The organism is Archangium primigenium, from assembly GCF_016904885.1.
Lineage (GTDB): Bacteria > Myxococcota > Myxococcia > Myxococcales > Myxococcaceae > Cystobacter > Cystobacter primigenius.
In genome coordinates, this window is sequence record NZ_JADWYI010000001.1 from 3,652,386 (window position 1) to 3,664,122 (window position 11,737).

10 protein-coding genes are annotated in these 11,737 nt (G+C 68.2%); 7 read left to right on the top strand and 3 right to left on the bottom strand.

The window, feature by feature from the left end; genetic code table 11:
* The first annotated feature begins 117 nt into the window (after window positions 1-117).
* Both I3V78_RS15180 and I3V78_RS15185 read left to right on the top strand, forming a co-directional pair.
* The gene (locus I3V78_RS15180; protein WP_204488549.1) at window positions 118-1,827 is read left to right on the top strand and encodes a hypothetical protein; all 1,710 of its coding nucleotides are present in this window, start codon (window positions 118-120) and stop codon (window positions 1,825-1,827) included.
* A gap of 61 nt (window positions 1,828-1,888) precedes the next feature.
* The gene (locus I3V78_RS15185; RefSeq protein ID WP_204488551.1) at window positions 1,889-2,233 is read left to right on the top strand and encodes a histidine triad nucleotide-binding protein; all 345 of its coding nucleotides are present in this window, start codon (window positions 1,889-1,891) and stop codon (window positions 2,231-2,233) included.
* Between the two features lie 6 nt (window positions 2,234-2,239).
* On the opposite strand, the gene I3V78_RS15190 is transcribed toward I3V78_RS15185, so the two are convergent.
* Together I3V78_RS15190 and I3V78_RS15195 are read right to left on the bottom strand one after the other, a co-directional pair.
* Entirely contained in the window at window positions 2,240-3,463 is a 1,224-nt protein-coding gene (locus I3V78_RS15190) for a TCR/Tet family MFS transporter (protein ID WP_204488553.1), read from the bottom strand.
* 52 nt (window positions 3,464-3,515) lie between these two features.
* A complete protein-coding gene (locus I3V78_RS15195) occupies window positions 3,516-4,349 on the bottom strand; it encodes an oxidoreductase (protein WP_204488555.1) in 834 nt (277 codons plus the stop codon).
* A gap of 641 nt (window positions 4,350-4,990) precedes the next feature.
* Here I3V78_RS15195 and I3V78_RS15200 point away from each other — a divergent pair.
* The 5 genes from I3V78_RS15200 (at window position 4,991) to I3V78_RS15220 (ending at window position 10,337) form a co-directional block, all read left to right on the top strand.
* Window positions 4,991-5,995 carry a hypothetical protein gene (locus I3V78_RS15200; protein WP_204488557.1) on the top strand — a complete coding sequence of 335 codons (1,005 nt, stop codon included), beginning with the start codon at window positions 4,991-4,993 and terminating at the stop codon, window positions 5,993-5,995.
* 64 nt (window positions 5,996-6,059) lie between these two features.
* Window positions 6,060-6,782 carry a TetR/AcrR family transcriptional regulator gene (locus I3V78_RS15205; RefSeq protein ID WP_204488559.1) on the top strand — a complete coding sequence of 241 codons (723 nt, stop codon included), beginning with the start codon at window positions 6,060-6,062 and terminating at the stop codon, window positions 6,780-6,782.
* A gap of 94 nt (window positions 6,783-6,876) precedes the next feature.
* Complete coding sequence (locus I3V78_RS15210; RefSeq protein WP_204488561.1) at window positions 6,877-7,938, top strand: SDR family oxidoreductase; 1,062 nt, start codon at window positions 6,877-6,879, stop codon at window positions 7,936-7,938.
* Window positions 7,939-8,099: 161 nt separating this feature from the next.
* Window positions 8,100-9,041 (top strand): methyltransferase domain-containing protein, encoded by a 942-nt coding sequence (locus I3V78_RS15215; RefSeq protein WP_204488564.1) that lies wholly within the window; start codon window positions 8,100-8,102, stop codon window positions 9,039-9,041.
* 33 nt (window positions 9,042-9,074) lie between these two features.
* Complete coding sequence (locus I3V78_RS15220; RefSeq protein ID WP_204488566.1) at window positions 9,075-10,337, top strand: hypothetical protein; 1,263 nt, start codon at window positions 9,075-9,077, stop codon at window positions 10,335-10,337.
* A 7-nt stretch (window positions 10,338-10,344) separates the two neighbouring features.
* Here the strand turns inward: I3V78_RS15220 and I3V78_RS15225 are convergent, their stop codons facing one another.
* Window positions 10,345-11,721, bottom strand: a complete 1,377-nt coding sequence (locus I3V78_RS15225; RefSeq protein ID WP_204488568.1) for a pyridoxal-phosphate dependent enzyme — start codon at window positions 11,719-11,721, stop codon at window positions 10,345-10,347.
* Window positions 11,722-11,737 lie beyond the last annotated feature (16 nt).

Sequence of the window (11,737 nt, forward strand, 5' to 3'; positions counted from 1 at the left end):
TTCTCTTGGGATTCCTAGAATTCATTCATGCTCAGGCGCCCCGACAAACTCTTCTCCCTTGTGAGCAGCTCCTTGAAGAGCAGCCATCTCCTGGAAAGCTCTTTCACTCTGTCTGGCGTGGTTTCGCACAAGGCGCAGCTCTTCTCCACGCAAGCGGGAGGGGGGGGCGGACGCGGCGAGGGGGGGGAGAAGGAGGGGTTCAACTCGAAGGACAAGGAGGAGTCCTGGAAAAAGGAGAAGTTCAACAAGGAAGTCTTCAACCAGTACAAGCTGCCCAAGAGCATCCAGCCCATTCCTTTCGTCTCGAGGGACGATGACGACGAGGACGAGGACGAGAACCTCCCGGGAAAGCTCAATCGGAGGGCCCTGACGGCCTACACGCGATTGAAGCAGGCGTTCGCCGATGCCAAGAACAGCGAGGACATGTCCGCCAACAAGGCGTTCATCGAGCAGGCCTTGCCTGAGTTCTTCGCGGAGCTCCATCGGTCGGGCATCCTCGTGGATGACGTGCTCGTCCATGAGATGATCGCGGTCTTCGCGGCCTATCTCAAGCTGGAGGTGGGGTGGAAGTTCTCCGTCGAGATGAAGGCCGGCGGAGCCCTCTACCCGGTGACCTTCGAGGTCGAGACCGTCCATTGTCCGGACCTGGTCCAGCAAGTGCTCGCGGAGTCGACCTCGGGTGTCGCGCCGACCCCTGGCGGAGCTTCTTGGAAGGTCTACCTGCTCAAGAATCCCAAACCCATCCGAACGCTCTTGATGATGACGGGGACGTCCTCGGCCGGCAAGAGCAAGGATCGCAAGTTGTCGCTGCGCCCCAGTGGCGCGTTCTCGGACGCGGACAAGGAGATTGGTATTGGCTTCGTCGAGGATGCCGACTCCGCCAGGTGGCTTGAGAAGGCCTTTCTGCACGCCGCCAAGGAAGGCCGCCAGGTGGTCGTCACGGGTCACAGCCTGGGCGCGGGGGGCGCGCAGATCGTCTGCCGGACCGCGCTGGAGAAGAAGTGGGTGGAGATCGACAAGCTGTACGGCTACTTCTTCTCGCCCCCGAGTCCGAGCAAGCTCCCTCCGTCCGAGTGGACGGCGAACTACGACCACTTCTACTTTTGCGCCAACGGGGCGGACCCGGTCTCGAACATGGGCGGCGTCTATTATTACCCGGGAAAGGAATTCGTCCTCCCCTGGTCGTCCACGCCGTGGATCGCGGGCTCACAAGATGTCTGGATTGACAAGGTCTTGTTGAGCCATGGCAAGCCCAATGTGCTCTTCGCCCGGATGAGCCACGTGACGTGTTCCTTCGTCGCCCGGAAGTCGGTGACGGAGATTCCCAGCCAATACCGGGAGATGTTCTGGCGCTTGATGGACAAGGGCCGCCAGTCCGTGGCGCACAAGGGGTTCAAGCCCGTCCTCGTGGAGCACATCGTCTCCCACGTGGAGTCCTCCTGGTCTCACGCCATGCCCCCGGTCTCCGGTCAACGCGGGTACAGGCTCGCGGTGCTCTGTCAGCTCATCGCGGGGCTGCCCTTGTCGGGCAGGCTCCCCCCGCATGTCCTCGTCGACGCGCTGTTGGAGGACGGGTCCTTCGACCAGCTGTACACCGCCAACCGGGAGTCGGCCATCCGCCGCGTCTGTGAGTCCCTGCATCGCACGCTCGCGGACCCGGACATGAACGAGGATCAATTCCTGTTGGACTTCGAGGCGACGAAGTACCTGAAGTCCTGCCAGTTCGAGTCTCGACTCCGGCAAGCGCTCCTGGAGACGACGCCGTACTACAAGAAGAAGGCCTCCTTCGAATTGCTCCTGTTGGCACAGTCCAGCCAGAAGAAGTAGCCCGGGCGGAGGGCGGGGCGGAGACCCCCGTCCCCCGGCGCGTCATGCTAGGTTGGCGCGCATGTCCGACTGCCTCTTCTGCAAGATTCGCGATGGGCTCATCCCCGCCAAGATCGTCCACCGGGACGAGCACTGCCTGGCCTTCCAGGACATCAACCCCCAGGCCCCCACCCACGTGCTCGTCATTCCGAACAAGCACATCCCCACGGTGAACGACATCACCCCGGAGGACACCTCCATGGTGGGCCACCTGTTCATCGCCGCCGCGAAGATCGCGCGCGAGCGGGGCTTCGCCGACACGGGCTACCGGGTGGCGATGAACACGCACGCCGACGCGGGGCAGACCGTGTTCCACATCCACCTGCACGTGCTCGGCGGACGGCCCCTGGGCTGGCCTCCGGGGTAGACCCGCTCAGCCCCGCTCGCCTCGGGCGGTATCGGCCGCGCGGGCGCGGCGCGCGGTGAGGGCGCCAATCGCGGTCGCGCAGAGCAGGATCGAACTCGCGATGAAGAAGCTCAGGCCCGGCAGGGACACCGCCGACAGGCCGTAGATCCAGCCGAAGAAGAGCGGGGAGGCGATGCCCGCGAGGCTCGCGACGCTCATGTTCGCGCCCTGGAGCTGGCCCTGCTCGCGCTCGGACACCTGGCGCGTCATCTGCGCCTGGAGGGTGGGCATGGCGAGCGCCCAGAGGGCATTGGGGAACATCGCGGCGGTGAACCACACGCCGTTGGGCGCGGCGCCCATGGCCGCGATGCCGACCGCGCCGGTCGCGAGCCCGGCGACCATCACGGCGCGATCTCCGAAGCGGCGCACCAGCGGGCCCACCAGCAGGCCCTGCACGCACATCTCCAGGACGCCGACGAGCGCCAGGAGCATGCCGACCTGGAACGGCCCCCAGCCATAGCGGTGCGCCGCGTAGAGGACGAACACCGTCGAGAAGACGTGGTGCGCGAAGTGGAGGAGGAAGTTGGTCATCGCCAGCCCGGACAGCTCGGCGTGCGAGCGCAGCAGCCGCAGCGCGCCGAACGAGTTGGCGCGGCTCCAGGCGAAGGGCATGCGGCGCTCGGCCGGGAGCGACTCGGGCAGGACCAGCCAGCCATAGAGGAAGGCGACGCCCGAGAGCACCGCCGCCGCCCAGAACGGTGCCCGTGGCCCCCACTCACCCAGCACCCCGCCCACGACGGGCCCCGCGACGAAGCCGAGCGAGAAGGCCGAGCCCACCCACCCGTAGGCGCGCGCCCGATCCTCGGGCGGGGTGACGTCCGCCATGTAGGCGTAGATGGCCGTGAAGCTCGCGGAGGTGATGCCGCCGAGCATGCGGCCCACCACCAGCCACCAGAGATTGGGGGCGAGCGCCATCAGCACCCAGTCGACCGTGAGCCCCGCGGTCGACAGGAGGAGCGTCGGGCGGCGGCCATACTGGTCCGACAGCGCGCCGATGATGGGCGAGCAGAGCAGCTGCATGGTCGCCCACAGCGCGACGAGCACGCCGTTCCAGATGCCCGCGGCGCGGGTCGAGCCCGCGAACTGCTCGATGAGCGGAGGGAGGACCGGGATGATGATGCCCATCGCCATCACGTCGAGCACGGCGGCGACGAGGATGAAGGCGATGGCGGGGCGGGAGGGGCGGTGCATGGGGGCCGCGCCGGACCAAAGCAGGAAACGGCGGCGGGCGAAACGCCCCCGCTCAGGGCGTGTGGGCGAGCGACTCGGACAGGCCGCGCCACCGTCCCAGCTCCTCCCGCCGGGCGGTGAGCGTCTGCTCCATCATCGCCACCGAGTCCGCGCCGGCGTTGAAGCGCAACGGGGGATGCTCGGCGGCCACCAGCGTCAGCACGGCCTGGGCGAGCTTGCGGGGGTCGCCCGCCTGGCGGCCATCCATGGCGCGCAGACCCCGGCGGACCGCGCCCGCGGTGGGGTCGTAATCGGCGATGACCTGGCGCGCGAACATCGTCGAGTCCTCGGAGAGGAACCCCGTGCGGAAGGTGCCCGGCTCGAGCACCGTCACCTGGATGCCCAGGGGCGCGACCTCCTGCGCCAGGCTCTCGCTCAGGCCCTCGACCGCGAACTTCGACGCGCAATAGGCCGAGGCCCCCATGAACCCCGCGATGCCCGCCGACGAGGACATGTTGAGGATGTGGCCCGAGCGCTGGGCCCGCATCGTGGGCAGCACCGCGCGCGTGACCGCCGCCAGGCCCAGCACGTTCGTGGCGAACAGCCGGGAGAGTTCCTCGGTGCTGAGCTCCTCCAGGGCGCCGATCAGGCTATAGCCCGCGTTGTTGACGAGCACGTCGATGCGGCCAAACCGCTCGACCGCCGCCTTCACGGCCGCCTCGGGCTGTCCGGGCACCGTGACGTCGAGCCGGACCGCCAAGAGCCGCTCGGACTCGCCCAGGGCCCGCACGACGGCCTCGGGCTCGCGGCCCGTGGCGACCACGGTGTGCCCCGCGGCGAGCGCCGTCCGCGCGATCTCGGCGCCCAGGCCGCGGGTGGCGCCGGTGATGAACCAGACTTTCGACATGGCTGTGCTCCCTCGTGAAGGACCCCTCGGCGGGGCCTGACGAGACGCAAGGTAGCGCTCCCCCTGGCCCGGAATTAGGGACCGGAAACGACATGGGCTCATGCATGGGGCGCATCAATGAAGCGCGGAGCGCTGGATGACCTGGCGGCGTTCGCCCCCCTTCGTCGACATCGTGTCCCACCGGTTCGACGCGGGCATCCGCTTTGGAGAGCGAGTGGGCGGTGCGCGTGGGCCCGGACGCGCGCGTCGGTCGGGGCCGACGTCAGACGCCGCCGGTACTGGCGGCCTTCCTCCAGGCGCTCCCGCTGTCAATCCCGCGTGTGATAGCACAAGCCTGAATGCTGCTTCTCGAACAATGAGTCTCAGCCGACTCGGATCAGGAAGCGCCGGGCGTTTGCTGTCTGACAAACTGCCTTTGGCAGGAGCATTCCTCTCATCTTTCGGGAAAGTGGTTTTAGCCCAAAAAAACCACTAGACCGGTAAATCGTTTTTAGTGTTTATACAGATCTGCCAGCGCAGCGAAACGCAGCAGCCCTTGAGAACGCCCCATTCAAAAAGGATCACGCATGCTCAGCGTCAATGACTCTCGTCCCGCTCTCACTTCCGCCCGCAGGTCGTCTTACGCGAGGAGCGCGCTCCTTTTGAGTGCCGCGCTCGCGACGGGTTGTGGTTCGGAGCAGATGCCCACGGAGAGCGCGCCGACGGTCACCGAGAGCCAGTCCCCGGAGATGGTATTGGAGCAGGCCAAACCCAGCCAGGACGTGCAGGCGGCGAGCGACGCCGTCTACTCGCCGCTCGCTGGCAGCATCAACCTGAACTTCGTCATCGATTCGAATGGGAAGCTGACGCCGTCGGCCACGGGGTCCGAGACGCACGTCATCAACGATCTCGAGATCGGGACGTTCAACCTCTGGGCGATCAGGACGTGGATCGGGAACTACTCCGGACGCGTGCCCGAGGATGCGTTCCTCCGGGGTCCCACGCCCTGGAACAACCTGTATGCCGTCTATGGGTGGCCCGAGGTCCAGACGATCGTGGGCGCTTATTCCGTCCAGGTCCTGGGAACCACCACCCAGCCCGTGGCCCTGGTCAACCGGGACTTCGACAACCGGAACAACAGCATCCCCGCGACCTACTCCACCCAGCTGACCACGCAGGTCAACACCACCTCGACGAGCACCTGGAACAGCACGAACACCGTCACCGTGGGGCAGAGCCTCAAGTATGGCTTCACCATCTTCGGGACGGGGGTCGAGGGCACGACGACCTTCAGCTACGCGCGGAACTGGGGAGAGGGTGGCAGCAAGTCGACGTCGACCACGGTGGGAACGACGGACACCATCAGCGTGACGGTGCCCGCCTACCAGATGCGCCGTGCGACGCTGTCGGCCACCAAGGGCACCATGCGGATTCGGGTCAAGTACCGGGCCCGGTTGTCGGGCTGCGCCGCGACCAATTACTACCCGAAGCTCAACGGCCATCACTTCTACTGCTACGACGCCACGAACATGCTGGCCACCTCGGGTCAGCCCACCATCAAGGAAATGACCGAGGACATGGAGATTGGTTATTACTCCAACGCCACCCTGAGCGTGTATGACACGCAGGGCGTCCGGCAGTCCATGGTTCCCGTGAGCATCCAGTAGCATGGCGTTGCGGTGGCCCGCGGCGATGCGGCGATGCAAACGCCGGGGTGTTATCGTCGCGGCCATGACGGAGAGGACCACGGAGGTGCGCGCGCGCATCCTGCGGGCGGCGGCCGAGCTGCTGGCCGAGGGCGGGCGGGAGGCGGTGTCCACGCGGGCGGTGAGCGCCGCCGCCGGCGTGCAGGCGCCCACGCTCTACCGGCAGTTCGGTGACATGCGGGGACTGCTCGATGCGCTCGCCCTCGAGACCCTGGCGGACTACGTGCGCCAGAAGGCCACGCGCGAGCACGCCGCGGATCCCATCGAGGATCTGCGGCGGGGATGGGATCTGCATGTGTCCTTCGGGCTCGCCAACCCCGTCGTGTTCGCCCTCATCTACGCGGACCCCGCCACCGAGGCCACCACCTCGGCGGGACGCGAGGGCGAGGCGCACCTGCACCGGCTCGTGGCCCGTGTCGCCGAGGCGGGGCGGCTCCGGGTGGACGTCGCGCATGCCGTGCGCCTGATCGCCTCCGCCGGGCTCGGGGTGACCCTGTCCCTCATCCGCACGCCCCCCGAGGCGCGGGATTCCCGGCTCTCGGAAACCACGCGCGAGGCGGTGCTCGCCGCCATTCTCACGGACTCGCGGTCCACCCGTGCTTCCGCCGAGACGTCTGGCACGGACCGGGTGGCGGCCCGCGCCGTGGCCCTGCGCGCCGTGCTCCCCGAGGCGCCCGAGGGGCTCTCGCAAGCGGAACGGCAACTGCTGGGCGAGTGGCTCGACCGCCTGGCGGGCGTGACGCGGTAGGCCGCGCTCCGCCGCCGAGCACGCGTCCTCTCGTGCCTCCCTCGTGAGCCCCGGATGGGGTGCTCAGTATGAGGAGGGAAGGGGAGGTGCGCGCATGGCGGAAACGGCCTTGGTGGTGGGAGCGAGTGGAATCGTGGGCAGCGCGATCGCGGCGCTCCTGCACGCGGAGGGCTGGACAGTCCACGGCCTCGCTCGCCGCCCGACGGAGCAGCCCGGCGTGCGGCCCGTCACGGCGGATCTCCAGGACGCGCGGAGCCTGGCCCAGGCGCTGTCCGGACTCGCGCCCCACGCGGTGTTCCTCACGACCTGGTCGCGGCAGGCCACCGAGGCGGAGAACATCCGGGTCAACGCCGCCATGGTCCGCCACCTCCTGGACGCCCTGCGCCCCGCCAGGAGCGTGCGCCACGTGGCGCTGGTGACCGGGCTCAAGCACTACCTCGGGCCCTTCGAGGCGTACGGCAAGGGCACGCTTCCGCAGACGCCCTTCCGCGAGGAGCAGGGGCGGCTCGACATCGAGAACTTCTATTACGCCCAGGAGGACGAGGTCTTCGCCGCCGCCGCGCGGGATGGCTTCGCGTGGAGCGTGCACCGTCCGCACACGGTGATTGGCGAGGCGGTGGGCAACGCCATGAACATGGGCTCCACCCTGGCCGTCTACGCCACGCTCTGCCGTGAGCTGGGGCGGCCTTTCTATTTCCCGGGCTCGGCCGTCCAGTGGAACGGGCTCACCGACATGACCGACGCGCGGCTGCTCGCGCGGCACCTGTTGTGGGCCACGACGACCCCCGCCGCGCGCGACCAGGCCTTCAATGTCGTCAATGGCGACGTCTTCCGATGGAAGTGGATGTGGGGCCGCCTGGCCTCGTGGTTCGGCCTGGAGCCCGCGCCCTTCGACGGAACGGTGCGTCCGCTCGAGGCGCAGATGGCGGAGGACGCGCCCACCTGGACGCGCATCGCCCGACGCGAGGGCCTGGTGGAGCCCGACCTGTCGCGGCTCGCCTCGCCCTGGCACACCGATGCCGACCTCGGGCGTCCCATCGAGGTGGTGACCGACATGAGCAAGAGTCGACGGCTGGGGTTCACCGGCTATCAGCCCACGGATGACGCCTTCCATGACCTGTTCGCCCGACTCCGGACGGCGCGGCTGATTCCCTGAGCCCGCGAGCGCCCTCCACCCGACATCCGCCTCGCCCTCGCGGGGCGCTTGCGTTCGCAAAGGCGGCACTTGGCGCGCGTGCCTGGGCACGTCCGGTTGTACGAGCGGGCGGTCGACCGCACCATGGTCTGGCTTTCCAGGGGGGGCAGACCATGGAGCAGGTGAATCCATCCAGACAGGGCCGTTACTCCTATTCCTCGATGTCCCTGGGCCTGACGGGCCGGGTACGTGAGGCGCATCAGCTCTACCGCATGTGGCAGGAGGGCCTGGACGATCGGGTGAGCGTCACGCTCGACGCCGTTCGCCAGTGCGAGGCCCGGCTGTCCGAGTTCTTCGGCGTCGCGCTCGAGGGCCTGGACGTGCTCGACATCGGTCCCGGCCAGCAGCTGCGGCACATGAAGGTGCTCTCGGTGAAGAACCGGGTGGTGGGCATCGACATGGACATCGTTCCCCAGGGCTTCCACCTGCGCGACTACGTGGAGATGCTCCGCCACAACACGGTGCTGCGCACCATGAAGACCGTCACCCGCAAGGTGCTCGGGTGGGACGAGCGCTTCGAGCGCTCGCTCGCGCGGGGCCTGTCGGTGCCGAGCTTTCCGCGTCTGCCCGTGTTCCGCATGGACGCCACGCGCATGACGTTCCCCGACGCCTCCTTCGATCTCGTGTGCTCGTGGTCCGCCTTCGAGCACATCGAGCGGCCCGCGGAGGCCCTGGCCGAGGTCGCCCGCGTCCTCAAGCCGGGCGGCATGGCCTACCTCGCGGTCCACCTCTATACGAGCCACAGCGGCAATCACGATCCGCGCTCCCTGACCCGCAACGGGGCGGAGCCGCCGTACTGGCCCCACCTGCGCGAGGGCTACCGGGACGCGGAGCGTTCCAGCTGCTACGTGAACGAGGTGCGGCTCGAGGAGTGGAAGCGCTTGTTCCACCGGGCGATGCCCGGCGCGCGCTTCCTGCACGAGCGGCAGGACGCGCTGCGCGAGGCCGCCAACGCGCTGCGCGACAGTGGTGAGCTGGCGGCCTACACCGAGGACGAGCTGCTCACGGTGGGCCTGGTGGGCCTCTGGCGCAAGCCCCGGCAGACGTGGGGCCCCCCGGGGTAGACTGCGGCTCCCCCCTCCCTCCGGAGCGAGCGCATGCCCCAGGTCTTCACCGTCTTCAACCACGGCACCGACTTCCATCGAGACCGGGATGATCAGGAGGTGGTGACGCTGCTGCACAAGGCGGTGCGGGGCACCGAGGCGCGCATCACGTCGGGGCCCCCGACGAAGGACAACCCCTCGGGTTTCGCGCTGGCGGACCGGGGGCCCTCCTTCCTCATCTGCGAGGGGCCGGGCTCGGATGCCGTGTCCGCGGAGGCCGCCCAGGACGGGGTGGCGCATGCCCATCCGGGCCTGCACAACCCCCTGCTCAACACGGCCAAGGACCTCAAGAGCAACCCCTTCATCCACCAGGACAAATACAAGAGCCTCAAGAAGAACGAGAAGGCCTTCGCCCGGGAGTTCGCGGGCCAGACCGACCAGCCCTGGCAGACCACCGGACGCGCCCTCGGCTCGGGCTGGGACGACAACGTCTACCGGCTGGCGTGGTTGCTCACCCACCTCAACTTCGAGCACCGGCAGGACATCCAGACCGTCAACCTGGTCGGCTGGAGCCGGGGCGCGGTCACCTGCATCAAACAGGCGAACAAGCTCCACGAGGTCTTCGGCCTGGACCTGCGCGTCAACATCTTCGCGATCGATCCCGTGCCCGGCGGGCTGACCTCGGTCACCGAGGACATCAAGCGCGTGCCGCCCAACGTGAAGAACCTGCTGGTGGTGCTCGCCCTGGACGACACCCGCTCCAACTTCCAGCCCATCGACTCGCGGACGTTGAAGGTGATGGGCCCGCCCTCCGGCTCGGACTATCCGCCCAACGTCCACTTCCTGCCGCTGCCGGGCAACCACTCGGACGTGGTGTCCACGCGCCGGGGCAACGCGCCCTTGAGCGGCCAGATGTGCCTGCACCTGGCGCACAAGTTCCTGAGCCACCACGGCACGGCGTTCGACCGGACGCCCCCCGGGGCGCACATGAGCGTGCAGGAGATCCTCGATGCCTACGACAGCCTGCGAGAGCGCCGGGACGCCATCCAGAAGGCGGCGGCCTCGTCGTTCGGACTCGTGGGGGGCCGCAGCAAGGAGCGCCACGTGCGCGAGGCGCGGACCGCGTTCGTGTCGGATCCCTCCTGGTGGATCAACGAGCACCATCGGATGTGCGCCCTGTCCCCGGGGCTCGACGTCGGCGCCCCGAGGATCAAAGTGCCTTCCGGCAAGGACTACACGCCCTGGCAGGCGCTGCTGCCCCAGCTGGGCATCACCTATCCGGCGGAGCTCACGCCCCGGGTGATGCCCCGCGTGTGAGGCGGCTCTAGCGCAGCTTGCGGCGCAGGTGGTTGAGCAGGTCGATGCGGGTGATGAGGCCGATGAACTCGTCCCCCGACACGACGATGGGCACATAGCCCTTGTCGAGCAGCGTGAGCAGCTCGGGCACCGGCGTCTTCACGTCCACCGTCTGCAGGCGCGTGGACATGAAGTCGCGCACGGACAGGCGCAGGCGCGTCTCGTCGTGGATGGCGGCCAGGAGCAGGTCCGACTCGTCGATCATGCCCACGACCTTGTTGTTCTCCAACACGGGCAGCTGGGACACGTCGTAGAGCTTCATGCGCGCGTAGGCGACGAGCAGCGTGTCCGAGGGGGCCAGGGTGACCACGTCCCGGTTGGAGTAGCGGCGGGTGATGACGTCGCGCAGGTCGCCATGGGCCGCGCGCGGCAGGAAGCCCTGATCCGCCATCCAGAAGTCGTTGAACATCTTCGACAGGTACTTGTTGCCGCTGTCACAGACGAACGTGCACACGCGCTTGGGCGTGGTCTGCTCGCGGCAGTAGCGCAGCGCCGCGGCGATGAGCGTGCCCGAGGAGGAGCCCGCGAGGATGCCCACCTTCTTGAGCAGCTGGCGCGCCGTGTCCAGGCTCTCCGCGTCGGGGATGGAGTAGGCCTTCTTCACGCGCGACAGGTCGGCGATGGACGGGATGAAGTCCTCGCCAATGCCCTCGACCACCCAGGAGCCCGCCTTGCCCAGCATGCCCGTCCTCACGTACTCGGTGAGGATGGAGCCCTGGGGGTCGGCGAGCACCATCTCGCATTCGGGCAGCGCCCGGGCGAAGTAGCGCGCCAGGCCCGCCATGGTGCCGCCCGAGCCCACGCCGCACACCATGGCGTCCAGCCGGTGATCCATCTGCGCGGCGATCTCCGGACCGGTGGTGGTCTCGTGCGCGAGCGGGTTGGCGGGGTTGGCGAACTGGTTGACGTAGTAGCCGCCCAGCTCCCGGGCGATCCGCTCCGCCATGTCCTGGTAGTACTCGGGGTGGCCCTTGTCCACGTCCGAGCGCGTCATGATGATCTCCGCCCCGAGCGCCTTGAGGTGGAGGATCTTCTCCTGGCTCATCTTGTCCGGGATGACGAGCGTGAGCCGGTAGCCCTTCTGCGCGGCCACCAGGGCGAGGCCCAGGCCCGTGTTGCCGGCCGTCGCCTCGACGATGTGCTTCTGGTGGGGCCCGAGCCGGCCGTCCTGCTCGGCGGCGGAGATCATGGACAGGCCGATGCGGTCCTTGATGGAGCCGCCCGGATTCTGGCTCTCCATCTTGAGGAAGAGCTCGCACGGGCCGGTGTCCAGCTGGGTGACCTTCACCATGGGCGTGTTGCCGATGAGGCCAAGAAGATCAATGGGAGGGGGTAAGGATGGCATGGGGCGACACAGTACC

Coding starts and splice junctions, on each gene's coding strand:
- I3V78_RS15195 (WP_204488555.1), bottom strand. CDS start 4,349: ATGTCGAAAGTCTGGTTCATCACCGGCGCCACCCGCGGCCTGGGCGCC.
- I3V78_RS15225 (WP_204488568.1), bottom strand. CDS start 11,721: ATGCCATCCTTACCCCCTCCCATTGATCTTCTTGGCCTCATCGGCAAC.
- I3V78_RS15210 (WP_204488561.1), top strand. CDS start 6,877: ATGGCGGAAACGGCCTTGGTGGTGGGAGCGAGTGGAATCGTGGGCAGC.
- I3V78_RS15185 (WP_204488551.1), top strand. CDS start 1,889: ATGTCCGACTGCCTCTTCTGCAAGATTCGCGATGGGCTCATCCCCGCC.
- I3V78_RS15205 (WP_204488559.1), top strand. CDS start 6,060: ATGACGGAGAGGACCACGGAGGTGCGCGCGCGCATCCTGCGGGCGGCG.
- I3V78_RS15220 (WP_204488566.1), top strand. CDS start 9,075: ATGCCCCAGGTCTTCACCGTCTTCAACCACGGCACCGACTTCCATCGA.
- I3V78_RS15190 (WP_204488553.1), bottom strand. CDS start 3,463: ATGCACCGCCCCTCCCGCCCCGCCATCGCCTTCATCCTCGTCGCCGCC.